Source organism: Paenibacillus sp. FSL W7-1088 (assembly GCF_037969855.1).
In the GTDB taxonomy this organism is placed as follows: Bacteria; Bacillota; Bacilli; order Paenibacillales; family Paenibacillaceae; genus Paenibacillus.
Genome location: NZ_CP150216.1, coordinates 2,577,657 through 2,602,397 on the forward strand (window position 1 = coordinate 2,577,657; position 24,741 = coordinate 2,602,397).

General features: G+C 45.3%; 23 protein-coding genes. 20 read left to right on the plus strand and 3 right to left on the minus strand.

Translation table 11 applies throughout. The features are described from left to right. The first annotated feature begins 69 nt into the window (after nt 1–69). Nucleotides 70–1,326, plus strand: coding sequence for a hypothetical protein (locus MKY42_RS11835; protein WP_179265169.1), 1,257 nt, complete (start codon nt 70–72; stop codon nt 1,324–1,326). Between the two features lies 1 nt (nt 1,327). On the opposite strand, the gene MKY42_RS11840 is transcribed toward MKY42_RS11835, so the two are convergent. Continuing rightward, nucleotides 1,328–2,293, minus strand: coding sequence for a polysaccharide deacetylase family protein (locus MKY42_RS11840; protein ID WP_090895911.1), 966 nt, complete (start codon nt 2,291–2,293; stop codon nt 1,328–1,330). 510 nt (nt 2,294–2,803) lie between these two features. Here MKY42_RS11840 and rplS point away from each other — a divergent pair. The 10 genes from rplS to MKY42_RS11890 all read left to right on the plus strand — a co-directional run bounded on the left by rplS (nt 2,804) and on the right by MKY42_RS11890 (nt 10,856). After that, entirely contained in the window at nt 2,804–3,145 is a 342-nt protein-coding gene (gene rplS, locus MKY42_RS11845; protein ID WP_024630190.1) for a 50S ribosomal protein L19, read from the plus strand. 256 nt (nt 3,146–3,401) lie between these two features. Beyond that, entirely contained in the window at nt 3,402–4,022 is a 621-nt protein-coding gene (lepB, locus tag MKY42_RS11850) for a signal peptidase I (protein WP_090895915.1), read from the plus strand. Between the two features lie 164 nt (nt 4,023–4,186). Continuing rightward, nucleotides 4,187–5,050: a ribosome biogenesis GTPase YlqF gene (gene ylqF, locus MKY42_RS11855; RefSeq protein WP_090895917.1), complete on the plus strand. Its 864-nt coding sequence runs from the start codon at nt 4,187–4,189 to the stop codon at nt 5,048–5,050. A 411-nt stretch (nt 5,051–5,461) separates the two neighbouring features. Further along, nucleotides 5,462–6,157: a ribonuclease HII gene (locus tag MKY42_RS11860; RefSeq protein WP_090902134.1), complete on the plus strand. Its 696-nt coding sequence runs from the start codon at nt 5,462–5,464 to the stop codon at nt 6,155–6,157. 31 nt (nt 6,158–6,188) lie between these two features. Continuing rightward, nucleotides 6,189–7,757 carry a hypothetical protein gene (locus MKY42_RS11865; RefSeq protein ID WP_339851224.1) on the plus strand — a complete coding sequence of 523 codons (1,569 nt, stop codon included), beginning with the start codon at nt 6,189–6,191 and terminating at the stop codon, nt 7,755–7,757. Further along, nucleotides 7,675–8,232, plus strand: a complete 558-nt coding sequence (locus MKY42_RS11870; protein WP_339851227.1) for a hypothetical protein — start codon at nt 7,675–7,677, stop codon at nt 8,230–8,232. The genes MKY42_RS11865 and MKY42_RS11870 overlap by 83 nt, the downstream gene beginning before the upstream one ends. After that, complete coding sequence (locus tag MKY42_RS11875) at nt 8,229–8,537, plus strand: EscU/YscU/HrcU family type III secretion system export apparatus switch protein (protein ID WP_090895922.1); 309 nt, start codon at nt 8,229–8,231, stop codon at nt 8,535–8,537. The genes MKY42_RS11870 and MKY42_RS11875 overlap by 4 nt, the downstream gene beginning before the upstream one ends. Continuing rightward, complete coding sequence (locus tag MKY42_RS11880; protein WP_090895924.1) at nt 8,531–8,929, plus strand: YraN family protein; 399 nt, start codon at nt 8,531–8,533, stop codon at nt 8,927–8,929. The genes MKY42_RS11875 and MKY42_RS11880 overlap by 7 nt, the downstream gene beginning before the upstream one ends. Before the next feature lie 489 nt (nt 8,930–9,418). Continuing rightward, nucleotides 9,419–9,580, plus strand: coding sequence for a paeninodin family lasso peptide (locus tag MKY42_RS11885; protein ID WP_143067009.1), 162 nt, complete (start codon nt 9,419–9,421; stop codon nt 9,578–9,580). Nucleotides 9,581–9,644: 64 nt separating this feature from the next. Then, nucleotides 9,645–10,856 (plus strand): carboxypeptidase-like regulatory domain-containing protein, encoded by a 1,212-nt coding sequence (locus tag MKY42_RS11890; RefSeq protein WP_090895926.1) that lies wholly within the window; start codon nt 9,645–9,647, stop codon nt 10,854–10,856. A 110-nt stretch (nt 10,857–10,966) separates the two neighbouring features. On the opposite strand, the gene MKY42_RS11895 is transcribed toward MKY42_RS11890, so the two are convergent. Then, nucleotides 10,967–11,092 carry a hypothetical protein gene (locus tag MKY42_RS11895; protein WP_339851230.1) on the minus strand — a complete coding sequence of 42 codons (126 nt, stop codon included), beginning with the start codon at nt 11,090–11,092 and terminating at the stop codon, nt 10,967–10,969. A 32-nt stretch (nt 11,093–11,124) separates the two neighbouring features. Between MKY42_RS11895 and MKY42_RS11900 the strand changes: the two genes are divergently transcribed. After that, nucleotides 11,125–11,676 (plus strand): nitroreductase, encoded by a 552-nt coding sequence (locus MKY42_RS11900; protein WP_339851232.1) that lies wholly within the window; start codon nt 11,125–11,127, stop codon nt 11,674–11,676. Between the two features lie 239 nt (nt 11,677–11,915). On the opposite strand, the gene MKY42_RS11905 is transcribed toward MKY42_RS11900, so the two are convergent. Then, the gene (locus MKY42_RS11905; protein ID WP_339851235.1) at nt 11,916–13,520 is read right to left on the minus strand and encodes a YifB family Mg chelatase-like AAA ATPase; all 1,605 of its coding nucleotides are present in this window, start codon (nt 13,518–13,520) and stop codon (nt 11,916–11,918) included. Nucleotides 13,521–14,044: 524 nt separating this feature from the next. On the opposite strand from MKY42_RS11905, the gene MKY42_RS11910 reads away from it, so the two are divergent. The 8 genes from MKY42_RS11910 to hslU all read left to right on the plus strand — a co-directional run bounded on the left by MKY42_RS11910 (nt 14,045) and on the right by hslU (nt 23,981). After that, nucleotides 14,045–14,500 (plus strand): MarR family transcriptional regulator, encoded by a 456-nt coding sequence (locus MKY42_RS11910; RefSeq protein WP_090895933.1) that lies wholly within the window; start codon nt 14,045–14,047, stop codon nt 14,498–14,500. Nucleotides 14,501–14,747: 247 nt separating this feature from the next. Continuing rightward, nucleotides 14,748–15,908 carry an ADP-forming succinate--CoA ligase subunit beta gene (gene sucC, locus MKY42_RS11915; protein WP_024630201.1) on the plus strand — a complete coding sequence of 387 codons (1,161 nt, stop codon included), beginning with the start codon at nt 14,748–14,750 and terminating at the stop codon, nt 15,906–15,908. Between the two features lie 79 nt (nt 15,909–15,987). After that, nucleotides 15,988–16,917 carry a succinate--CoA ligase subunit alpha gene (gene sucD / locus MKY42_RS11920; protein ID WP_076289497.1) on the plus strand — a complete coding sequence of 310 codons (930 nt, stop codon included), beginning with the start codon at nt 15,988–15,990 and terminating at the stop codon, nt 16,915–16,917. 247 nt (nt 16,918–17,164) lie between these two features. Continuing rightward, nucleotides 17,165–18,295, plus strand: coding sequence for a DNA-processing protein DprA (dprA, locus tag MKY42_RS11925; protein WP_339851243.1), 1,131 nt, complete (start codon nt 17,165–17,167; stop codon nt 18,293–18,295). Between the two features lie 120 nt (nt 18,296–18,415). Continuing rightward, complete coding sequence (gene topA / locus MKY42_RS11930; protein WP_090895940.1) at nt 18,416–20,506, plus strand: type I DNA topoisomerase; 2,091 nt, start codon at nt 18,416–18,418, stop codon at nt 20,504–20,506. Nucleotides 20,507–20,535: 29 nt separating this feature from the next. Further along, a complete protein-coding gene (gene trmFO / locus MKY42_RS11935; protein ID WP_179265165.1) occupies nt 20,536–21,873 on the plus strand; it encodes an FADH(2)-oxidizing methylenetetrahydrofolate--tRNA-(uracil(54)-C(5))-methyltransferase TrmFO in 1,338 nt (445 codons plus the stop codon). A gap of 26 nt (nt 21,874–21,899) precedes the next feature. Then, nucleotides 21,900–22,442 (plus strand): ATP-dependent protease subunit HslV, encoded by a 543-nt coding sequence (hslV, locus tag MKY42_RS11940; RefSeq protein WP_024630205.1) that lies wholly within the window; start codon nt 21,900–21,902, stop codon nt 22,440–22,442. A gap of 138 nt (nt 22,443–22,580) precedes the next feature. After that, nucleotides 22,581–23,981: an ATP-dependent protease ATPase subunit HslU gene (gene hslU, locus MKY42_RS11945; protein ID WP_339851249.1), complete on the plus strand. Its 1,401-nt coding sequence runs from the start codon at nt 22,581–22,583 to the stop codon at nt 23,979–23,981. Nucleotides 23,982–24,741: the final 760 nt, after the last annotated feature.

Here is a 24,741-nt window from a genome sequence, read left to right on the forward strand (position 1 = left end):
ATAAACTGAAAAATTTCTTTATGGTGATCTCAGCTAGAAGCGTATGACGACATGCTGAGGAGGAAGAATATGAATCATCAGCCTTATGAAGTTGGCAGAATGAATATTAGTGAAGCTGGAGAGCGCTGCAAGATGCTTCTGGGGGATCTGAATGGAGATGGCAGGCTTGAGATGCTGTTGGTACAGGCAGATGGGGGCATAGACGATCGTTACGTTCCGCATCAGGTATGCTGTTTGTCGGCATATGATCTGGATGGAACATTAATGTGGCAGGTCGGAACACCAAATCCGGACGCAGGCGGTCCAGGATCAGACTATCCCGCTCAGATTGCAGATTGGGATGGGGACGGAAATAATGAAGTGCTGTGTGTAATGAACAAACAATTTCTTATTCTGGACGGAAGAACCGGGGTGATAAAGAAACGTCATGATTTGCCTGGAGAGCAAGCGCATGACTGTATTATCCTTGCAAACCTGACTGGGGACCAACACACAATGGATATCCTGCTGAAGGATCGGTATAAGACGTTATGGGCTTTAGACCATGATTTCAATGTGTTGTGGAAGCATGAAGGCAATATAGGTCATTTTCCGTGGGTATACGATATCGATGGGGATGGCAAGGATGAAGTGATGGCCGGGTATGACATGCTGGATCATGATGGAACATTATTATGGTCCTGTCATAATCTTGATGATCATGCAGACTGTATATGGTTTGGCGATGTGGACGAGGATGGAGAGGTTGAAATTGTTATCGGTGGCAGTGTCACGGTGATGATGGATCGGCACGGTAATGAAAAATGGCGATATGAGGATTCGATTGAATCACAGCATATTGCATTGGGGAAATTTTATGGCGAAAGACAAGGATTACAGATTGCAGGTCTGGATCGGATTATTCGTGGAGATGAGAATGGTAAGGATGGACTATTTATGCTGGATCGCGACGGAAAAGAACTATGGAAAGAAGATCGTAAAACTCGTGGCTGGTTAACCATTATTGAGCCTGTACGCAACTGGGATGACAGCGGGCTTGACTATATCCTGGCTTATCGCCGAGGTGGGGGCGACCTGCCATCTTTGATTAATGGTAACATGCAAACGGTTGCAGCGTTCGGAAAAGAGGGCTATGCCGTACACGCAGACTTGTGTCAAAGCGGAAGGGAACAGGTCATCATTTATGATGCACATGAGGCGGTGATCTATTCCAGCTCAGTGATGGATGTAACCACTCCAACCTCTGTGAACTTAAAAAGAGCCCAGCTTCAGCCGAAAAGGCTGTATAGCTCGACTCTTTATCCAGGCGGGGAAGTTTCAATCTAACTTAATGACTGATCTCTACGACAGGAAGGATTTCCTGTTGGTCTGATTCATGATGGAGCAATGCAGCCAAATCGGTTCCTGTTGTAACCGTTAATCGTGGGAGCTTCATAGGATTATCCCCAGGTCGAACAAATCCTGAACGTACGGAAAAGGCCATGCGATATCCATTTTGCTGAAGTTGATAGATCATCTGTGTGCTGGTATAACCAAAAGGGTAGGCAAGATATGGCGTATCAATACCCGTTTCTTTCATCAGCTTTACGTCATCATTCAACAGGCTTGTGTCGAGTCCAACAGGTACGTTGTCGCCGCAACGCATATATCCTTTGTGATGCAGATTATAGGTATGGCTATTGAACTCAAAGACGTCTTTAGCGGCCTGCATCTCCTGTTTGGAGATAAACGTATTTTTGGTTGGATCAAAAGCCGAAGGCTGATCCTGAATTTTGCTGCCGATTACAAACAGGGAAGCATGGAAATTATATTTTTTGAGCACAGGGTAGGCTAACGTATAATTGTTCTGATATCCGTCATCAAAGGTGATGACAATTGATTTTTTGGGCAGGGAGATCTGTCCATTCACGTATTGCTCTAGCTGCTCCAGTGTAATTGTGTTATAGCCTTCTTCATGCAAATATTTCATGTTTTCTTCGAAATCTTCCAGATTAATGATCGATTTGTTGTTTGATTCGTGATTGTTGATTTTGGGCAGTATGTAATGATACATCAGTACAGGTACTTCAGTAGCCGAACCTGGTGCGATGTGAAAGGTAGCCAGATCAAGTGCAGGTTTGCTGGAATAGTCGGAGTGAGACATTAGAAATGCCTTACGTTTGACCATATCCCAAGACGTGCATGCTTTGTGAGACATTGCATTGGTAGGATGAGTTACCGCATACGCATACATTGTAATGGTACAAGTGAGTAATGCGAGTGCAGCAAGAGCAATTTTTTTGAAGTGTTTCATAAGTCGATTGGTTCTCCTTTTGCCATTTCATTTCTTCGTGGAATTAGATTTTAGATGCTCAGCACGTAATCCAACAAGCTATATCATAGACGATCTTTCTTGACAGAAAGTTACAGTATTTTTTCCGTCTCATGCTTGACTTATTCCAGAATACTAATTATGACAATCCATAGGGGCGAATCTTCGATGTGCATAAAGGAATTGTGCAGAAAAGAGGATGGGAGAGATGTAGCTTAATGGGAATGTAATGTGACTATAATAGAATTCAGGATTTGTTTAAGATGAACGTTATAGTGGATAACGACTAATTGGAATAAAGGTCATTAAAGAAGGCGATTGAAGAACCAAAGAGTGCTGTCAGCAATTTGTTTATTTTTCCTTGTGTTTTGTTATGGTGCGTGATACAATGAGTCTGTTATGTGGAATACGGCGGTCCTCTATGGATAATGAAGGAGACAAGGTGTTCTCTGGAAGAAGTATGAACGCCTGTACGGAAGGAGGGAGTCATAGATGAATATCGTTCAAGCGATTACACAAGAACAACTTCGTAAAGATATTCCGAGTTTTCGTCCTGGTGACACTTTGAAAGTGCACGTTAAGGTAATCGAGGGAACTCGTGAGCGTATCCAATTGTTCGAAGGTGTTGTGATTAAACGCCGTGGTGGTGGAATCAGTGAGACTTTTACAGTTCGTAAAATTTCTTACGGTGTAGGTGTGGAAAGAGCTTTCCCGCTTCATTCCCCTAAAATCGATAGAATCGAAGTGGCTCGCCGTGGTAAAGTGCGTCGTGCGAAGCTTTATTATCTTCGTGAACTACGCGGTAAAGCAGCGAGAATTAAAGAAATTCGTTAATATAACGGATACCGGGGAGGGCTTGGAGACAAGCCCTTTTCGTTTTTGTCCGGGAAAAGTTGAACCGGAGGTGCACTTCCGAGTAAAATGGTATGGCGGCACATGCGCGAATAGTCCGGGAGGCTTGTGGAATCAGTTATTGAAGGACATTTGAATTGTGGATTAAATGTACTGGTAATGCTTGCGTGAAAGATTACATAACTGATGATGTGTAAAAACTGCTATAACATGTACTGTGAAGAGAGGAAGATCATTAATGGAACAGGAAGTTCAACAGGACCAGGGCAATACTGTCGAAGAGAAAGGCAGTCGATCCAAAAAAGCCAAAAATGAAATTTTCGAATGGCTCAAAGCCATCGTGATCGCACTAGTACTTGTCATTTTGATTCGGTGGTTGCTGTTCAAACCGTTTGTTGTGGACGGGCCTTCCATGCAGCCGAATTTTCATACAGGTGAACGTGTGATCGTCAATGAAATTTTATATGATATCAGAGAGCCACAGCGCGGAGAAGTTATCGTATTCCACGTTCCATCTGAAGGCCGTGATTTCATTAAACGTGTCATTGCTGTCGCTGGTGATACCGTCGAGGTCCAGGATGATACGGTTCTCGTCAATGGTAAAAAAGTCGATGAGACTTACATTCAGGGAGCCATCGATGCTGCTGAAGCGAACGGTGGAACCTATAACGTGAAGGACTTCCCTAATGAGCAATTCCCGGATGGGAAAGTACCTGAAGGTCATGTTTTTGTAATGGGGGATAACCGTCCGAACAGTACAGATAGCCGGATGATCGGTTATGTGTCATTGAAGGATATTGTAGGTCGTGCAGATGTGATTTTCTGGCCGATCGGCGATATCAAGTGGATTAACCATTAATATGAATGCAGGATGTATAAGCAAAATATGGAATGTGCACTAAACGTTAAGGGTAGAACTAATCTGGGGATAATAGAGATCTAAGATGGTTTTGCCAGCAAAGTGATGCGGTGTGCATGTTATAGAAAAGCTTGTACATCAACAAATAATGAGGTGAAGACAAGGTGACGATTCAATGGTTTCCAGGTCATATGACCCGAGCCAGACGCCAGATTCAGGATAAATTAAAGCTGATTGACGTGGTCATCGAACTGCTGGATGCCCGTCTGCCTGTCTCCAGCCGCAACCCGATGATTGACGAGATTTTACAGGGCAAACCCCGGATGATTTTGTTGAATAAGTCCGACTTGGCGGATGCGAAAGTGACGCAAGAATGGATTGAATATTTCAAAAAAGAGGGAATCACTGCTTTCCCTGTAGATGCTTCAACAGGAACCAACGTGAAAGACATCCCAACACAAGCCAAGCTTCTCCTTAAAGAAAAAATTGACCGTCAAGTAGCTAAAGGGATTAACCCTCGAGCGGTTCGTGGACTGATTGTTGGTATTCCAAACGTGGGTAAATCCACGTTAATTAACAGACTGGCTGGACGGAACATTGCGGCAACGGGAGATCGTCCTGGTGTGACGAAGGGACAACAGTGGATTAAAGTGGGTAAAGAGATGGAACTGCTGGATACCCCGGGTATTCTTTGGCCGAAATTTGAAGATCAAAACGTGGGTTATCGTCTTGCGGTAACTGGTGCAATTAAGGAAGAGATTCTGAATGCAGAAGACATCGCCTTTTTTGGCATCAGTTATCTGATGCGTTATTACTGGGATTCACTTGAAGAACGCTATGGACTTCAGGAGTTCTCCAAGGATGCGGATGATTCGGACAGCGTTGTTGCGATCATGGAACAGGTTGGTCGTATACGTGGTTGTGTGGTAAGTGGTGGGCGTATCGATTTGGAAAAGGCATCGCGAGCATTTCTGCGTGAACTGCGTGCGGGCAAAATGGGACGTTTCTCTATGGAAGCTCCTTATTAAATAAGAAACAACTGCCGAAAGAAGCGGCCGTTACCGGATAACCGGGAGCGGTCGCTTTTTGCCGTACTGGAATTAAAATAGAGGAACCGTGATTGATCTGGAAGGTGATTCTAGAAAATTGCACTTTATGGGATTGCATTGTAAGTATATCTGGGTCTCTTAAATCATGCTATGATGAGTGATAAAGATTTAGCCAGCTCAATGTTGAATATCTTCAATTTAAGCCATCAGATACCGATAAAATAATAACTCACCATCGTATGATCATGTATGCTTCACAGAAGTTTATTTCTTGTTTAATTGGATCTGATAGAACAAAAATCGGGGAATCTACGTCTATATAATAAAATGATATAAAAATGATGTGTTGAAGCAAGAGTGGGCAGAGGAGATGACACTGTAATGAAGGAAATGAATGAGTTAACTGAATTGACCCAACTGGATGCCCTGGTTGAACCGAAAAAGAAGAAAAAAGAATTGGTGGAGCCCAAAGATCTGCTGATCTATGAGCGTGAATATTGGGAAAGCGGATTTGAACATATTGCCGGAATTGATGAAGTGGGACGTGGCTGTTTATTTGGAGATGTAGTAGCGGCAGCCGTTATTTTACCTCGTGATCTGATTCTGGAAGGGGTTAATGATTCCAAGAAATTAACGGAGAAAAAGCGCGACGCATTATATGACATCATTATGGAAAAGGCGTTGTCAGTGGGGATCGGTTATGCGGATGCGGAAACGATTGATCAACTGAATATTAAACAGGCTGCAAGGCTTGCCATGAAACGTGCGGTAGAAGCGCTTGAGGGCGTGCCGGACTACCTGTTGGTGGATGCCGAAAAGGTAGATGTGAATATACCGCAGTTGTCCATTATTAAAGGCGATGCCAACAGTCAATCCATTGCGGCAGCATCCATTATTGCGAAGGTTACCCGGGATAGGCTTTGCAAGGAGGATTGGGATACGTTATATCCGGAATATGGTTTATCGATACATAAGGGATATGCAACGAAATTTCATCGTGAACAAATTATGGCTCTTGGTGCTACACCCATGCACCGTCGCAGTTTTCTCGGCAATCTGCTTGGAGAACAGCACACTTTATTCTAATTAAACCATACACGGAGGGAGGGTGAAGGTTTTGAATATAAGTTCCGTGATACGTGGGTTGCTAGGGGATAGTAAACCGGGAAATGCCAAGCCACTGGAGTTAAAGGAAGGTCAGGTTGTACGGGGTTCTGTGGTTAGTGTATCCGATGATGGAGCAGATGCGGTTCTTCAGATTCAGGGAGTACAGGTGCGTGCAAAACTGGAAACTCCGCTTCGGCCAGGCGAAACAACGTTGCTTCAGGTCCAGCCTCCAGGTGAAAATGGCGTAACGGTAATGAAACCTCTGACGGGTACATTGGCAGAACTGCCACAGGCATCTTTGAACAATTTGCTTCAGGAGGTAGGTTTACCGGATACCAAGGGGAATCGGGAACTGCTGTTAGCTATGCAGCGAAGCGGATTACCTTTAACCAAGGATAATGTAGCCATGGTTCAAAATATGATGACAGCCAAACCTGCGCAGGTGCCTGTTGAAGAGTGGGTGCAGGCAACAGGTATTGCTTTTCAGCGTGGTCTTCCGGTTACGGCGGAAACGGTAAAGGGCTTGCATCAAGCGGTATTTGGCCCGCCACTACATCAGTTGTTGAAGGGGTTGGCTGAACAGCTGGAGTCCATGCTAACCCAAACCGCGGGTAAAACGCTGTCGACCGGAGAACAGGCGGCTACGGTGAAGAATAACATTATGGTGGGAGTGCCCGTACCGTTAAACGGAGAGCAGGCGGGAGAAACGGTAGCTGCCTTAGGCGGTAACCGTCAGGTAGGAGGAACAAGTGGTTTATCTGGGCAACCTGTGCCTGGGGCAGCTGCTGGTGGTACTCCAATGGCAGATGGACCGGAGGATGCTGTTGGTAGTAGTGCGGTGAAAGGCAATGGACAGACTGGAGCAGGGACTGCCGAGATGGCTGGGGTTAAGACTGGGGCCAGCCATGTTGAAACTGCTGGCAAGGTGGGTACAGGTATTCCGGCAGGAACCGGAATACCTGGCGAGAGCCTGCGTGCAGCTGACGCGGGCGTTGCTGGAAGCCGCCCGAGCACGACGGGGGCGGCAGTGGAAGCTGCGGTTGGCCGAGTGATTGCAGGCCAGCCTGAGGGTGGCGTGGCCGGACGAACCGACGGCCGCGGTGAAACGCCTGCTGCTGCGGGGCCTAGCCCTTCCGCAGCAGGGCAGGCGGCGCCAGCAGCTCCATCGGCAGCGCAGCTGGCGCCCAAGCTGCTGGCGCTGCTGGACGCGCTGCGCAGCGCGTCCACAGCCGCACCGGCACAGCCGGGTGCGGCGACACAGGCCGCCCCTGCATCGCAGGGCGGCGCGGCTGCGGCTGCCGGAGGCGTGCCGCAGCCTTTGCCAGCCGGCGCGGATGCGCTGCCGGCTGGCGGTAGTGCCGCAGCACCTGCGGGAGCTGCGGCGGCGCCCGTCACCCACGGGGGACCCGTGGGTGGGGCGCGTGTTGAAGCTGCTCGGTGCGGAGCACGAGCAGCAGGCAGTGCACGGCGCGGCTGCGCAGGCGCGCGTGGGGGATGTGGCGAGTCCGGGAACCGCGGACACGCTCAAGGGCTTGCTGCTGCAGCTTGCCAGCAGCGATGGTGCACCGGCGGCGCTTAAGGATGCCGCCGGACAGGCTGTGCAATTTCTGACAGGTCAGCAGTTATTGCTAACAACAGATCGGAGTGCTACCTTTGCACAGATGCACTGGTTTATCCCCATTACCGGACCTGATGGAGAAGAGACGGCTTCCGTCCAAATTCAATCACGCCGCGGACAACGTGGTGAGTTGGATGCATCCAACTGTCGCCTGTGGTTCGATCTGGATATGAAAAGTCTCGGTCCAACACTGGTCGATGTGCATGTTGTCAACAATATCGTCAGTCTGCGTGTACTGAATGACGGTGAAGGAATGGGACCGCTTCTAGAAAGTGGGCGTGAAGAGATCCATCGGGCGCTGGACAAGCTGGGTTATCAGTTGCTGACTTTCAAGGCGGAACCCTGGCCTGTTGGCCAGGAACAGGGTGCTGAACGTAAAATGACTGCCTCGGACTACAGTCCTGAACGATACAAAGGGGTGGACATGCGGGTATGAAAGAGGATTCGCAACCGGACCTGATTTCCAAAAAGGCCGTTGCTTTAAAATATGTACCTGGTGAGAGCGAAGCGCCAGTGGTCGTAGCCAAAGGCCGTGGCAAAGTAGCAGAGGCCATTCTGGATAAAGCCAAGGAAAATGGTGTGCCGGTTCAGGAGGATGCCGCACTTGTTGAAGTGCTTTCCAAGCTGGATTTGGATGAACAGATTCCGTCCGAACTGTATCAACTGGTGGCCGAAGTGTTGACTTACATTTATCGTGCTGACCGTCTGGCTTCAGGACGAGAGGAAGAGGAATCGTGGTAGAGCGCAGATCAGAACAAGCTCCAGCTTCAAAACTGACACGTCAGCAAAAAGGACGATTGGGTGAAGAAGCTGCTTGCGACTGGCTTCAGGAGCATGATTATCGCATTTTGAAGCGCAATTGGCGTTGCCGTAGCGGAGAGATTGATATCGTTGCTTCCCATGAAGGCATGATTATTTTTATTGAAGTCCGCAGTAGAAGCGGAACTATGCAGTATGGTACACCCCAGGAGTCGGTAGATATCCGTAAAATGAAGCAGGTACGTGCAACTGCATCTGTATATTTGCAAATGACGGGAGAGACAAATCATCAAATTCGTTTTGATGTGATCGCAGTCATGCTGGATAAAGCAGGCGAAACCGTCTCGGTTGATCATATTATTAATGCATTTTGAGTTCCTACTATATAAGGGATTCTTGTTAACCCACAGGAAAGACACTTGAAAAAGTGACTCTCCTGTGGGTTATTTTTTTGGGGCTGGTTATAGGTAAAAAGAAATTAAGAACATAACTGCTTCACATGCAGTAATGATGATACAATTTGTATCTAAAAGTGAGTAATTGAAATTATCCTTATTGTTAATATTTCCTTTTCCGAACGTTAATGGACTACATCTCATTAATAATTCTCTAAATAAGAGCTCAAACGATGTGTTTCAAACCAGTCTATGCTACTGAGTTGCTTTTTATAAAGTGCACTCATTCTCCTTGCCATATATGTCCATTCCCAAGTTCATTCTAATTCCATAAACAATAAAGCCTCGCGATGTGTTCTAACTTATTGCTAGACGACAAAAGAGATTGAAGTATTATTATAAATAGATACAAAATGTATCATTTATAATAAAATAAGAAAAGAAAATATTAAAAAGAGGGTGTGAACTATGAAGGAAATTCAATCTGCTGCAGAAAAGAAAGATAAACAGGTCTGGGAGACTCCTAGAATGGAAGTCCTGGATATAAGTGAAACCATGAACGGTGGCGAGGAGATTTGGCAATATGTATGGGGCGGGGAATTTTGGAAGCTCGAAATGTTAGTCAGTTAGATAGATGTAACAATTTCATATTGTTAAAATTTACTATTATATTTGGATGAGGTGAACGATTGTCATGAGTATTCAATGGAAATGGATGATTCGTTTAAGTGTGTTTTTATTATTTTCTGGGGTGTTTGGTCTGCTGCATTCTGAAACGACATATGCAGCATCCAAAGATGCTTCTGTCAGGGAAATGGGGAATCGTTTCGCTCAAACTGCGTATATTATTGGACAAATTACTGATCTCGATGGTTTTCCAGTAAAAGATGTGAACGTACATATTACGCAGCAAACGGGTGGGGAACAAAAACAAATAGTGAAGACCGATTCCAAAGGAGATTTTCGGTTTGAAACGGCGATAGGTGAAAGCACAGATTTCTCCATTAAAGCGGTAGCGAAGGGGTACTTGGATTCAGGAATGAATTTTAGTTATGTAACCTTGAATCCGGGGGATACGAAAGTAGTGAATTTAGTACTCTTTGAGCCAGCCACCATCGTAGGTACAGTGACTGACCAATCGGGCAAACCTATTGTGGGTGCAATTGTAAAAGCTACAACGGTAAGCCAAACAATTAAAACAGACAAGGATGGCAACTACGCCATCACGGGGATTAACGCATATCAAACCACAAACATTGATGTTGAGGTCAATGCGAATGACTATGTTCCGTACACGAAATATGTGACAGTATCCTATGGAACTACGAATAAATTGAATTTCTATCTGCAAGAGGCTGCAGCTGTAAACGGCGTGGTGATCGATGAGAGTGGAAAGGGGATCATAGGCGCCAAAGTGACAATCAATGGTTTACAGACAACAACAGACAAACAAGGTAAGTATACGATGAAACAGCAGCTTCCGGGACCAAGCACAATCTCTGTCGAAGCGGATGGTTATATCAAGCAAACGATTAGGGTAACTTTGGTCAAAGGACCTAACAATAATTTTGATTTTATTCTCAAGAGTAATGTGGACAAAACCGCGCCTATAACCAAATATGCCTTAATTCCTCTAACAGAGGTATCTAACGGAAAACAATATATTAATGGTTTTAATTTTAAGTTAAAGGCAACGGATGAAGTTAACGGATCTGGCTTGAAGATGACCCAGTACAGAATCAATGGCGGGCAATGGATCACGTTTACCGGACCAATAAAAATTTATGCTCCTGATGTCAAAACAGTGGAGTATTTCAGCACGGATATCGCCGGCAACCAAGAAAAAATAAACAAAATGGATTTTGTGAATGGGAAATATGAAGGAGCAGGATCATACCCTTATTGATTAAATAGCTATTTATAATGAAGAAAGGCGACGTTGACTCTAAGAATCCCTCCGTGGGGGAAGAGTCGAAGTCGCCTTTTTGCATCCGAAATAATCAGAACGAAATAATGTTATCCGCATTCCTTTGAATCCAATGAACAGATCAGTGTATAATCAAGAGGGTAATCCAGTTTTGCTGCACCGTTTGATTTTTCATAAATGAGTCGATTCACACCGCAGGCTTGAACTGCGGTCATGGATAATTTTTTATAACCTGGGAGGCATGGTCATGAGTAAATCTACTCAAACGGGTAACGTTGTAAGAGAAGCCATTCAAAATCGTCGTACCGTCAAAAAGTTTAAAAAAGAAGCTGTTCCCACACAGCAGATTATTGATTTGTTAGATACAGCCGTATGGGCACCCAATCATAAATTGCGTGAGCCGTGGCGGTTTTTATTGTTTAGCGGAAGTGGACTGAACAAGCTCGCAGACGCTATTGATGCAGAGATGGGAGAGGATAACAAGTTCTCTGCCAATATCAAACAGGTCCCTTCCGTCATGCTTGTCGTTATGGAAGAAGATCCGCGCCAGAATATTTGGGATGAAGATTTTGCTGCAGTGAGTGCATTGGTACAGAACTTCCTACTCGCTGCATGGAGTGAAGACATCGGAACGTTCTGGGTAACCAAGCCTTTCCTGTATGGACCCAAATTCCGGAAGTCCCTTGGCATTCAGGCTGGAGAAAAAATTATCGGCATGGTTTACATGGGGTATCCGGAGGTTATTCCTTCTGCCAAAGAACGTACACCAGCCAAGGACAAGCTGACTATATTTGAATAATTGATATCTTGTTCGCTATACTTCCGAACGTGATGTTATATGCCAAGCCCCTGCACGTATGCATTCTTCTTTTATAAAGAGGATATATATGCAGGGGTATTTAATTTGTGAAAATAGTTAACCTTGAATTTGAAATCTACAGATATCTCGCTTGAACCTTTCATGATGCTTAAAGGTGAGGCACGTATTTCCCCTTATAGCCTTGCCCTAATAGCCTTTATTGCCTGGATGACCCTCGCTCAAAATAAATTCAAATCCAGTTGACGATACTGAATCGCCTCAGCCACATGAGCTGTCAAAATGACGCCATCATGATCCAAGTCTGCGATTGTCTGGGCCATCTTAATAATTCGATCATGTGCACGCATGCTCAGATTCAGTGTTTGCAGTGTCCGCTGAAGCAGTTGGTCAGCTTCTTCAGGCAGACGGATCGTTCGACGCAGAAGGGTACCTGATAGCTGGCTGTTCCAGCGAACAGAACGATTCGCATATCGTGCGGCCTGAATATGATGAGCATGAATGACTTTGGACTGCATTTCCGCAGATGAAGGAGAAGCGCCTGCCTTGCGCCACTCGCCTGGGGGAGGAACTTCGACCTGAAGGTCGATGCGATCTAGCAGAGGTCCCGAGATTTTGGCACGGTAGGCGGCAACACGAGCAGGACTGCATATACAGCGCTGATCCTCCGATTGGGCAGAGAGATATCCGCAAGGACAGGGATTCATAGAGCAGGCGAGCATAAATTGTGCTGGAAATGTGAAGGCAGCTCTTGCCCGGCTAATGGTGACTTTACGATCCTCCAATGGTTGTCTTAACACTTCTAGGACTTGCCGCTGAAACTCAGGCAGCTCATCCAGAAACAATATCCCCCGGTGAGCAAGACTTACCTCGCCCGGTTTGGGGATGCCGCCGCCTCCAATTAGACCTGAAGTGGAGATCGTATGGTGTGGAGAGCGAAAGGGTCTGTCCGCGATGAGAACATTCGAGGTATCTTTAAGCTTGCCAGCAGCACTTAACACTTTGGTGACTTCCAGCGCTTCGTCTTCGGACAACGGTGGGAGAATTGTAGGTAGTCGTTTAATTAACATGGTTTTCCCTGTTCCTGGTGGTCCGACGAGCAAAATATTGTGCATGCCTGCTGCGGCAATCAGGAGTGCACGCTTCACATGATGCTGTCCCAAAACATCACTATAATCATCGTCCAACGACGGAGATCGCATTGGACCCTCACGTCGCTCCATATCACCGACATTGGGATTCAGAGCAGACAGATGGGTGTAATTTTTTAAAACAACAGGCCTGGTATTCTGTAGCCGTCCTTCCTTGTTCTTTGAATTCGTTTCCTGTTCAGGTACGATATCTTGCAAATGACGAATGCCATATACCCGTATACCCCGAATCAACGAAGCCTCTTCCAGATTATCGGCGGGCAGAAGAACAGAGGTAAAGCCTTGCCGTTTCGCCAAATCGACCATGGACAAAATACCAGGCACAGATCTCACTGAACCGTCCAATGCCAGCTCACCCACCACCAATGTCCGTTCCTGTGCAGGAAGTACCAGCTGACCACTTGTTGTCAGTAAACCAATAGCAATGGCAAGATCGAAAGAAGATCCTTCCTTTCGCAAATCGGCAGGAGCCAGATTAATCGTAATCCGCTGCAGCGGATACTGATAGCCACAGTTTTTTATAGCGGCACGAACGCGTTCAACCGCTTCACGAATAGCCGAATCCGGCAATCCGATAATAGACGTCTGGGGTAGACCATTCGACAAATCTGTTTCCACTTCAATCAAAACGCCGTCAATTCCATATAAACAGGCACTATGCAGTTTTCCGTACATAATAAAAGAAACACCTCACTTCGTCCTTGGCGCGCATAATACGGGCCAGTCTACGAATTAAGGTGCTTCCTCAGCTTCTAACAAGCATTTTATATAAAAGAAATCAGGGCGTCAACCCGTCATCGTCATAGCTGTTGTATATCATTCCCTGACTCCTGGATTGTTTACAGTTACCGCATGAAGTTTCTAGCAGATGTATAGAATGTTCAGTTCTGAATCAATGTCGCGCTGTTGGGAAAAAAGAATGTAGAAGCTGGTTGAGCTGTTTCAACAATCAATAGTTTTTTGTTAAGAAGTCATATGATTTTGATCATCTATGTCTCAAATTATATTTTATACAATTAAATTTATCACTATTAAATAGAAAAGTAAAATCATTTGTGCTCAATTATTCTGTTTTTTTTCTAATTTATGATAAGATAGATGAAGGGCTCCTTATAATTCGCGAATTATAGCGGTTATAACAGTTGTAAGCCTCAATTATAAGAAATATAGAATGCACAATAGGTAGGTGAGACAGATATATGCAGAATGAAAGTTTGAAGCTGGATAATCAATTATGCTTTGCCATATACGCTTGTTCACGTGAAATTACGAAGATGTACCAGCCCTACCTTGAGGTGCTTGGTGTAACCTATTCTCAATACCTGGTCTTGATGGTATTGTGGGAACGTGAAGAATGTACGGTTAAGGAAATCGGAGAGGCACTTTACCTCGATTCTGGGACTTTGACACCTCTTCTGAAACGTTTGCAGTCAGCGGGACTTATTCATCGCGAACGTTCAGTTCAGGATGAACGAAAAGTATTGATTACACTTACCGACGCCGGGCGGGAACTTCGCCATAAAGCCTTGTCTATACCTGAAGCGATCCGGGAAGATGCATGTCTGAACAGTTCAGAGTTTGAATCTTTACTGGGACAGTTCAAGGGGCTTCTGGAGAAAGTCCATCAGACCAACACCAAAGAAGCCAGAAAATAAACTGCATCGTTGTATTACTATTAGAAACCTTGGCTTATTAGCCGAGGTTTTTCCATTAATATCCAAGCATTCACAATATGGGATCATACCCATATCAAAATACTGTCTATTAACCATTACTTTTTTAAGGAAAGCGTTTTAAAAACATGTTACAATGAATTGGGTTTAAGTGAAAATAGTCAACATTTGTCTTTTGTTAGTCTACCAACCCGCCTTGTTGCAGTCATGTTGATAGGAGGATTCGAGAATGAATATCCATGAATATCAAGGAAAAGAAGTACTGAAACAGTATGGAGTCACCGTTCCAAACGGAAAGGTTGCTTATACAGTCGATGAAGCGGTTGCGGCCGCAGAGGCACTGGGCAGTCCGGTGACTGTAGTCAAAGCGCAAATTCATGCAGGTGGCCGGGGGAAAGCCGGCGGTGTGAAAGTAGCGAAAAGTATCGACGAAGTTCGTGCTTATGCATCCGAAATTTTGGGAAAAGTATTGGTAACACACCAGACTGGACCTGAAGGTAAAGAAGTGAAGCGTCTTCTGATTGAAGAAGGGTGCGACATCCGCAAAGAGTATTATGTGGGTGTTGTTGTGGACCGTGCCACAGGCCGCGTCGTAATGATGGCTTCCGAAGAAGGCGGTACAGAGATCGAAGAAGTAGCTGAAGCTACACCTGAGAAAATTTTCAAAGAAATTATTGACCCTGCAATTGGATTGCAAGTGTTCCAGGCACGTAAACTGGCGTACAGCATTCGTATTCCGAATGAGTTGGTGAACAAAGCAGTTAAGTTTATGCTTGCGTTGTACACAGCATTTGTCGAAAAAGATTGCTCCATTGCCGAGATCAATCCACTCGTTGTTACCGGAGATGGAAACGTTATCGCGCTGGATGCAAAATTGAATTTTGATTCCAACGCCTTGTTCCGTCACAAAGACATTCTGGAACTGCGTGACCTGGATGAAGAAGACGAAAAAGAAATCGAAGCTTCCAAATACGACCTGAGCTACATAGCACTTGATGGCAACATCGGCTGTATGGTCAATGGTGCGGGACTTGCGATGGCGACGATGGATATCATCAAATACTATGGCGGCGACCCGGCCAACTTCCTCGATGTTGGGGGCGGTGCTACAACAGAGAAAGTGACCGAAGCTTTCAAAATCATTTTGTCTGACGCCAAAGTGGCGGGTATCTTCGTTAACATTTTTGGAGGCATTATGCGTTGTGATGTCATTGCCAATGGTGTTGTTGAAGCAGCGAAGCAGCTGGGCCTGACTAAACCGCTGGTTGTTCGTCTTGAAGGAACTAACGTGGAGCTTGGCAAACGTATTTTGGGTGAATCTGGCCTGAATATCGTTCCTGCCGATTCCATGGCCGATGGTGCACAGAAAATTGTTGCCCTCGTAAAATAAGTTCATTCCTGGGCAAATTGCTGCCTTAGTTCCGGAGCTGTCCGGCACTTGAAAAATAACCGTAAGGATGTGAAGCAACGTGAGTATTTTGATTGATAAAAATACAAAAGTCATTACGCAAGGCATTACGGGTTCAACGGGAATGTTCCACACGAAGGGCGCATTGGACTACGGAACCCAGATGGTAGGCGGCGTTACACCGGGTAAAGGCGGAACCAATGTTGATATCACGCTGGAAGATGGCAAAGTAGTCAGTCTGCCGGTGTTTAATACAGTACAGGAAGCGAAGGAAGCTACTGGCGCAACAGCGAGCGTCATCTACGTTCCTCCGGCATTTGCAGCGGATTCCATCATGGAAGCTGTGGACGCAGAGCTGGATCTCGTGATCTGTATTACCGAAGGTATTCCGGTCCTTGATATGGTCAAGGTTGACCGTTTCATGGAAGGCAAAGATACCGTTCTGATCGGACCAAACTGTCCTGGCGTTATTACACCAGGTGAATGCAAAATTGGCATCATGCCGGGTTATATTCATATGCCTGGTCACGTTGGCGTGGTTTCCCGTAGTGGAACACTCACGTATGAAGCTGTTCATCAATTGTCTGCACGTGGAATTGGACAATCTTCTGCTGTGGGAATCGGTGGCGACCCGGTTAAAGGCTCCGAGTTCATTGATATCCTGAAACGGTTCAATGAAGATCCGCAGACACATGCGGTCATCATGATCGGTGAAATCGGTGGTACGGCTGAAGAAGATGCTGCAGAGTGGGTACGCGAAAACATGACCAAACCGGTAGTTGGATTTATCGGTGGGGTTACGGCGCCTCCAGGCAAACGTATGGGTCATGCGGGTGCTATTATCTCTGGTGGTAAAGGTACAGCCAAAGAAAAAATTGCGAAACTGGAATCTTGCGGAATCAAAGTTGCTCCAACGCCAGCTGAAATGGGCTCGACTCTTGTGAGCGTACTTGAAGAACGCGGAATTCTGAATTTGTGCACGACACACTAATTCTTTTTTCGTTATAATAGAAGAAACGGTGCAGGAAATTTATTTTTCTGGTGAGCCGACTATTGATAATGCGGAAAAGGTAAGCAACCTTTTGTCCTGAACAGGGCGAAGGGTTGCTTTTTTGCGTTTTTTTACGGGTGTAAAAGGAAGCTGTTGTCAGCCTGTAAGAGTAAACGCTTGCAATCCGTTGTCACTTATCACACAATATGAGGGAAGATTTTCTTCCCGTTATGGGAGGTTTCTGATTATGGAAGAGAGATGGATTTTGATTGGACTGCATGAAACGGATGGTATTGGTAAGAAAACAATCTCGAAACTGCTATCAGGACAACATCAACTGACAGATTTTCTGGATTATAAAGAAGGGGATTGGATTGCCGCGGGTTTACGCAAGGATCAGGCTGACCGTCTAACCAAGCAATTCAATATCGACTGGATTGAGCAGAAACAAGAGCGTGTTTATAGACAGGGAATTGAGGTCATTACCTATCTGGATCAGAATTACCCCATATTAATGAAGGAAACCGTTCAGCCACCCTGGGTAATGTATGGTCGCGGAGATCTAAATCTCTTGCACGCTCAATCCATTGCAATGGTAGGAACCCGCATGCCCACTGTATACGGACGTAAAATTGGTGAAAAACTGACCGAGCAATTATGCAAGGCAGGGCTGACCATTGTAAGCGGGCTTGCTAGAGGAATAGATAGCGTATGTCATGATGCGGCTCTTCGTGCAAACGGCAAAACAATTGCGGTATTTGGGACAGGAATTGACAACATTTATCCTCCCGAAAATACAAGTCTTGCCGAACGAATTGCCGAAACAGGGCTGCTTTTGTCAGAATATCCTCCGGGAACAGGGGCGCGTCAGGGGTTATTCCCTGAACGTAATCGAATCATTGCAGGGTTAACCCTCGGTACGCTAGTCGTTGAGGCTGATATCCGAAGCGGATCACTCATTACTGCAGATGCTGCACTCGAAGCGGGAAGAGACGTCTTTGCAGTCCCAGGTCCCATTACATCTCCCAAAAGCCGAGGCTCGCACAATCTGATTCGTCAGGGAGCAAAATTGGTGACATGTGCCACAGATTTATTGGAAGAGTTTCGATTGGACTTGCCAAATGCGGAGCAACTTCCTTACAATAGAGGACGTTCGGCGGAAAGTAGTGAAACTTCGAATCAAGGAATATTCCCTGTCGTAAAACTATCTTCAGATGAAGAACGTGTTATTTATCTGTTAGAGCAGGAAGAACAATCACTGGATCAACTTGTGGAACAGCTCAACTGGGATTTTGGACATTTGCATTCAGTTCTGTTATCTTTAATCATAAAAAAGCAGATTAGCCAATTACCTGGAACTAAATACGCAAGGGTATGACGATGCTGCGATCAAGGCAGCATGTGAAAATAGATTATTAGCGGAAGTTAGTCCTGCTGCTGATGAAGTATGAATCATAGAAACAAGCAGCAGTTTCATGACTGAGAGGAGGATGAACCTATGGCGGATGCACTCGTAATCGTGGAGTCGCCCTCAAAGGCGAAGACGATCGGCAAATATTTAGGCAGCAAGTTCATCGTGAAAGCTTCGATGGGACATGTACGCGATTTGCCAAAGAGTCAGATCGGCGTTGAGGTAGAAAACGATTTTAATCCGAAATATATTACGATCCGCGGCAAAGGTTCAATTTTGAAAGAACTGAAGGATGCACGAAAGAAAGTGAAAAAAGTGTATCTCGCAGCTGACCCGGATCGCGAAGGTGAGGCTATTGCTTGGCATTTGGCCCATGCACTTGAATTGGATGAAACTGCCGATTGCCGAGTCGTATTTAATGAAATTACGAAACAGGCTGTCAAAGATGCGTTCAAAACGCCGCGCAAGATCAATATGGATCTGGTTAACGCACAGCAGGCAAGACGTATTCTGGATCGGCTCGTAGGATATAAAATTAGTCCATTATTATGGAAGAAAGTCAAAAAAGGATTGTCCGCTGGCCGCGTTCAGTCCGTGGCTGTCAAAATCATTTTGGATCGTGAAAACGAAATTAATGATTTTGAACCGGAAGAGTACTGGAGCATTACTGCCAAACTGACAGCGGACGGAAATCCGTTTGAAGCCAAATTCCATCAGTTAAACGGCACCAAGACCGAACTTGGCAGTGAGGCAGAAGTACAGGCCATTTTAAAACAGATCGAGGGCGCTTCTTTTACAGTCAAAGAAGTTAAAGAGAAGGAACGCAGCCGTAACCCTTCTGCTCCGTTTACAACGAGTTCCTTGCAGCAGGAAGCAGCGCGTAAATTGAATTTCAGAGCTTCCAAGACGATGTCTGTCGCCCAACAGCTGTATGAAGGGGTAGACCTCGGAAAAGAAGGCACAGTCGGTCTCATTACGTATATGCGTACGGACTCTACCCGAATTGCAGCATCGGCTCAGGAAGAAGCCAAGGAATACATTATTGGCAAGTACGGTGAGCCATTTGCACCAGAGACGCCTAGAAACTATTCCAAAAAAGCAGCCAATGCCCAAGACGCGCATGAAGCGATTCGTCCAACGTCAATTTTGCGTGATCCGGATTCCATTAAATCGTTTATGAGTCGTGATCAATTCCGGTTGTACAAACTGGTTTGGGAACGTTTTATAGCGAGCCAGATGTCATCTGCCGTTCTGGATACACTCTCCGTGGACATTGCTGCAGGAGATACAATTTTCCGGGCAGCTGGTTCGAAGGTTCGTTTCCAAGGATTCATGAAGGTATATGTAGAAGGTAATGATGACGGCACAACGGAAGAAGATCGTCTGCTGCCTCCGCTGAAAAATGGAGATGTGCTGGAGAATCGGGAAATTGAGCCGAAACAGCATTTTACACAGCCGCCGCCACGTTATACGGAAGCAAGGTTGGTTAAAACACTTGAGGAACTGGGCATAGGGCGTCCGAGTACATATGCGCCAACGCTGGAGACCATTCAGAAGCGTGGATATGTTGCCATTGAAGAGAAGAAGTTCATGCCAACGGAATTGGGCGAACTCGTCATCGAACAGATGGAGGAGTTTTTCCCGGAGATCCTGAATGTGGAGTTCACCGCCAACATGGAAGGTGATCTTGACCATGTGGAGGAAGGGTCGGAGGATTGGGTCAAAGTACTCGCAGAATTCTACGAATCTTTTGAGAAACGGCTTGAGTTTGCAGAAGAAGAAATGAAAGAAATCGAGATTGAAGATGAAGTATCGGATGAAATATGTGAGAAGTGCGGCAAACCGCTCGTTTATAAGCTGGGCCGTTTCGGCAAGTTTCTCGCATGTTCCGGATTTCCGGATTGCCGGAATACCAAACCGATCATTAAGGATATCGGTGTAACTTGTCCGAAGTGTAAGGAAGGGCATGTGGTTGAACGCCGCAGTAAAAAGGGACGTATTTTCTATGGTTGCGACAAATATCCTGAATGTGATTTTGTATCATGGGATAAACCGTCAGCGAAACCATGTCCAAGTTGTGGCTCACTAATGATTGAGAAGCGGAACAAACAGGGAACACGATTGCAGTGTACTTCATGTGATCATCAAGAGCCGGTAGAGGAACCGGAAGAAGAATGAGCGGATTAGCTTAATGGGGGTAAATGATTTTGACGAATGAACAACAAGTAACCGTTATTGGTGCCGGGCTCGCAGGAACAGAAGCAGCTTGGCAGATCGCAAGTCGTGGTGTGCGCGTAAAACTATACGAGATGAGACCGGTTGTGAAAACGCCGGCTCACCATACAGATAAATTTGCAGAACTGGTGTGCAGCAACTCGCTTCGTGCCAATGGGTTGACCAACGCAGTCGGTGTATTGAAGGAAGAAATGAGAATGCTTAATTCTCTGGTCTTGGGTGCAGCAGACCGTCATGCCGTTCCGGCAGGTGGAGCACTTGCAGTGGACCGGGACGGATTCTCAGGTGAGATCACATCTACGCTTCATCAGCATCCACTCATCGAAGTTGTCAATGAAGAGTTGACTTCTTTGCCTGAAGACGGAATCGTTGTAGTTGCAACGGGGCCTTTGACTTCACCCGCATTGTCCGAGCAAATCAAGGCACTTATGGGTGAAGAATACTTTTACTTCTATGATGCGGCTGCGCCAATTATCGAAAAAGATTCCATTGATATGAATAAAGTTTATCTGGCTTCACGTTATGATAAAGGCGAAGCAGCATACTTGAACTGTCCGATGACAGAAGAGGAATTCGATGTGTTCTATGAAGCATTGATCACAGCGGAAGTGGCTCAACTGAAAGAGTTTGAGAAAGAAATTTATTTCGAAGGCTGTATGCCAATTGAAGTCATGATGAAACGTGGTAAACAAACAGCTTTGTTTGGCCCAATGAAACCTGTAGGACTTGTCAATCCGCATACTGGAGAACTGCCTCATGCTGTTGTTCAGCTTAGACAGGACAATGCGGCAGGAACACTGTATAATCTGGTAGGATTCCAGACGCATCTGAAATGGGGAGAACAAAAGCGTGTATTTTCTTTGATCCCAGGACTTGATAATGCGGAATTCGTCCGTTATGGCGTAATGCACCGTAATACATTTATCAATTCTCCTAAACTGCTTCGTCCAACGTATCAGTTCAAAGAGCGTCCGAACCTGTTCTTTGCAGGTCAAATGACGGGAGTAGAAGGGTATGTTGAATCTGCGGCATCCGGTTTAATCGCGGGTATGAATGCGGCCAAAGCAGCGCTTGGGCAGGAACTGGTGGTATTGCCTGTGGAGACCACGCTGGGCAGTATGGCACAGTATATTACAACAGCTGATTTCAAACACTTCCAGCCCATGAACGCAAACTTCGGATTGCTGCCAAAGCTGGAAACTAAAATACGCAACAAAAAGGAAAAAAATGAAGCACTTGCGCAGCGTGCACTGGATGGCATTGCCCGTTTTGCAGCAGCAGAAGGTCTAACCGTTCCGGAACGCGTGTAAATTAATCGTGGGAGGAGGCTGATATCATGGATATGTCATTTCATGCTACAACGATCTGTGCAGTTCGTCATAATGGCAAAGCAGCCATTGCCGGTGATGGTCAGGTAACCATGGGGCAAAGTGTTGTGATGAAAAATACAGCCAAAAAGGTAAGACGTTTATATCGTGGGCAGGTTGTAGCCGGTTTTGCCGGTTCCGTAGCGGATGCCATTACCTTGTTTGAGAAATTCGAAGGCAAGCTGGAGGAGCACCATGGTAATCTGCAGCGCGCAGCTGTAGAGCTTGCCAAGGATTGGCGGCAGGATCGGATCTTGCGCAAATTGGAGGCACTCCTTATTGTTATGGATAAAACGGGTATGCTGCTGATTTCGGGTGGGGGCGAAATTATCGAGCCGGATGATGATGTTATTGCCATTGGTTCAGGAGGAAACTTCGCCCTATCTGCTGCACGTGCGTTAAAACGTCATGCGGTGGATTTGGAAGCAAAAGACATTGCTCGTGAATCACTCCAGATTGCTTCAGAGTTATGTGTATATACCAACAATAATATAATTGTTGAAGAGTTGTAAGGAAAGCAATCTCCCGTTATGGGGCATGATGATTAAATCGGCTCCAGTTACTTCGTGGAGATTCTTTGTCCTTGTAGGTAAAATTTATAACATTCTATCGCATAAACAAGGTTCGCATACTGGTAGGAGGGAAGCTATATGAATACTCAAGCATTAACGCCAAGACAAATCGTTACAGAGCTTGATAAGTACATTGTAGGTCAAAAACAGGCTAAAAAATCGGTAGCGGTCGCCCTTCGCAATCGTTATCGCCGTAGCCTTTTGCCCGAACATACCCAAGATGATATTGTACCTAAAAATATTCTGATGATTGGACCTACTGGTGTCGGTAAAACAGAGATTGCACGCCGACTGGCTAAGTTGGTAGGAGCCCCATTCGTCAAGGTCGAGGCTACGAAGTTCACGGAAGTGGGTTATGTTGGCCGTGACGTGGAATCTATGATTCGTGATTTGATTGAAACATCGCTGCGGATGGTCAAGCTGGAACGTACTGAAAAGGTCAAGGACAAAGCGGAAGAGGCTGCCAATGAGCGGATTGTACATATTTTGGCCCCTTCACAATCCAAATCCAAAAATCAGCGGAATCCGTTCGAAATGATTTTTGGCAATAATGGCAGCAACACGCCAGAAACCGATGAGCAAGAACCGGATACGGGAGTGGCTGAGCGTCGACGCAAAATCAAATTCGATTTGTTATCTGGCAAACTGGAAGATGACGTTATCGAGATTGATGTGGAAGATACCGCGCCTAACATGATGGACATGTTCGCAGGTCAAGGGAACGATCAGATGGGGATGAACATGCAGGAGATGTTTGGCAGTTTATTGCCTCGTCGTACCAAGAAACGTAAACTGGCGATTAAGGAAGCCCGCAAAGTGCTCATTCAGGAAGAAGCGGGCAAGTTGATCGATATGGATGATGTTACTCAGGAGTCCATTCGCCGGGCGGAACAGACAGGTATCATATTCATTGACGAAATTGATAAAGTGGCCAGTCAAGGACGTGGTAGCGGCCCCGATGTATCCCGTGAAGGTGTACAGCGTGATATTTTGCCAATCGTGGAAGGGTCTACGGTAATGACAAAGTATGGTCCTGTCAAAACGGATTACATCCTGTTTATGGCAGCCGGTGCATTTCACGTAGCGAAACCCTCGGATCTCATTCCAGAGCTCCAGGGGCGTTTCCCAATCCGTGTAGAACTGAACAGCCTGACGCTTGATGAGTTTGTATCAATCCTCACGGAACCTAAAAATGCGTTAACCAAGCAGTATGTGGATTTGCTGCGTACGGAGAATATTGAGATTGAGTTCTCGGATGATGCTATTCGTGAGATTGCCAAGCTGGCTGAGTCCGTGAATCAGAATACCGAAAATATCGGTGCACGGCGCCTGCATACTATTCTGGAGAAACTTCTTGAGGATCTGTCTTTTGAAGCACCAGAGCTTACGCTGGAGCGTATGATAATCACTCCGGAATATGTACGTGAGAAATTGAATGACATTGCACTTGATCGTGATTTAAGTCAATATATCTTGTAACATAGATGTAATGCTCTGTTCAAAGTGTATTGGAAGTAGAATGACGGTATACATTATGGATCAATAAAGGTTAAAAGACTACAGGGATATAGGATAACCGGTCCTGGTTCTGACTGTAGTAGACTTTATTGAACCCATCTGTATGCCGTTTATTTTTGTTATAACCTAATATAATGCTGGATTACAACCGATAAAAGAGATGGAGTTGTTATAAGACGAAAGATAATCTAGGACTTGTGCCGCAGATATAATGAATTTAAGATTATCGGTATAGTGGGAGCTAATAATTTATAGTTCTAAAAATGCCAATAAAAGGATTTATTTTTTCCAAGTCTGGTTATCGGTTTAATTAACAAGAGAAGATGAGTTTGCGCAAATGTGCAAAATATGAATTGGATTTCATTGCGGATGTGACAAAAAAATATCGTTTCATCAAAATCTGCATACAAGATATAAATGTTAAAAAAGTGTTGGGGAAATTCAGTAAAATCAAATAATGTAATATCGATATTTTGTCAATTATCTATTTCATTGAAGTTCAAAGAGTGTAGATGAATTAATAAGAAAGCTTATTATATCGGTAAATATTTCTAACTGGAAATCGTTTGAAGCTTTTCGATGAATCCCTTGTATGTATTATTATGATGTGCTCAAATGTGTTGAAGCAGAGTATAAATTTTAAGAATGTTTAAGAGCTCATATCGAGCACTTAAGCTTATTTTTGTTTTGGGCCCCGACATTTACGAAAAAATTCATAATT

Coding starts and splice junctions, on each gene's coding strand:
- MKY42_RS11835 (WP_179265169.1), top strand. CDS start 70: ATGAATCATCAGCCTTATGAAGTTGGCAGAATGAATATTAGTGAAGCT.
- MKY42_RS11840 (WP_090895911.1), bottom strand. CDS start 2,293: ATGAAACACTTCAAAAAAATTGCTCTTGCTGCACTCGCATTACTCACT.
- rplS (WP_024630190.1), top strand. CDS start 2,804: ATGAATATCGTTCAAGCGATTACACAAGAACAACTTCGTAAAGATATT.
- lepB (WP_090895915.1), top strand. CDS start 3,402: ATGGAACAGGAAGTTCAACAGGACCAGGGCAATACTGTCGAAGAGAAA.
- MKY42_RS11860 (WP_090902134.1), top strand. CDS start 5,462: ATGAATGAGTTAACTGAATTGACCCAACTGGATGCCCTGGTTGAACCG.
- MKY42_RS11875 (WP_090895922.1), top strand. CDS start 8,229: ATGAAAGAGGATTCGCAACCGGACCTGATTTCCAAAAAGGCCGTTGCT.
- MKY42_RS11885 (WP_143067009.1), top strand. CDS start 9,419: ATGAAGGAAATTCAATCTGCTGCAGAAAAGAAAGATAAACAGGTCTGG.
- MKY42_RS11890 (WP_090895926.1), top strand. CDS start 9,645: ATGAGTATTCAATGGAAATGGATGATTCGTTTAAGTGTGTTTTTATTA.
- MKY42_RS11895 (WP_339851230.1), bottom strand. CDS start 11,092: ATGACCGCAGTTCAAGCCTGCGGTGTGAATCGACTCATTTATGAAAAA.
- MKY42_RS11900 (WP_339851232.1), top strand. CDS start 11,125: ATGAGTAAATCTACTCAAACGGGTAACGTTGTAAGAGAAGCCATTCAA.
- MKY42_RS11905 (WP_339851235.1), bottom strand. CDS start 13,520: ATGTACGGAAAACTGCATAGTGCCTGTTTATATGGAATTGACGGCGTT.
- MKY42_RS11910 (WP_090895933.1), top strand. CDS start 14,045: ATGCAGAATGAAAGTTTGAAGCTGGATAATCAATTATGCTTTGCCATA.
- sucC (WP_024630201.1), top strand. CDS start 14,748: ATGAATATCCATGAATATCAAGGAAAAGAAGTACTGAAACAGTATGGA.
- dprA (WP_339851243.1), top strand. CDS start 17,165: ATGGAAGAGAGATGGATTTTGATTGGACTGCATGAAACGGATGGTATT.
- topA (WP_090895940.1), top strand. CDS start 18,416: ATGGCGGATGCACTCGTAATCGTGGAGTCGCCCTCAAAGGCGAAGACG.
- hslV (WP_024630205.1), top strand. CDS start 21,900: ATGGATATGTCATTTCATGCTACAACGATCTGTGCAGTTCGTCATAAT.
- hslU (WP_339851249.1), top strand. CDS start 22,581: ATGAATACTCAAGCATTAACGCCAAGACAAATCGTTACAGAGCTTGAT.